This window comes from Flavobacterium sp. Leaf359, assembly GCF_001423985.1.
GTDB lineage: Bacteria > Bacteroidota > Bacteroidia > Flavobacteriales > Flavobacteriaceae > Flavobacterium > Flavobacterium lindanitolerans.
In genome coordinates this window covers 200798-201018 of sequence record NZ_LMPW01000010.1, presented here as the reverse complement: position 1 = coordinate 201018, position 221 = coordinate 200798, and the positions used below count along the sequence as shown (strand labels likewise).

Genomic DNA, 221 nt, shown 5'->3' with positions numbered 1-221 from the left:
TGGTCTGTTCCGTTGCCGTAAAACGGTACCAAACGTCCTGGCTGCTGGTGTTAGCGCAGGAAGGAACTGCTCCGTCAAACATAGACCCGCTAAAAGTGCCAATGGTGTCTACACAATTAGCATTAGGCGTAAGCTGCGTGGCCGCAGCACAACTGTCGTTTACAGGTTTTGGAAAAGAACGGACGCAGATATTAAAGCCGAGCGTACTAAGGTCAGAACTG

At 50.2% G+C, this 221-nt stretch carries 1 protein-coding gene; it reads right to left on the bottom strand.

From position 1 onward, the window contains the following. On the bottom strand, nucleotides 1-221 hold a 221-nt coding region (locus ASG38_RS17980; protein WP_162239660.1), incomplete at both ends, for a hypothetical protein.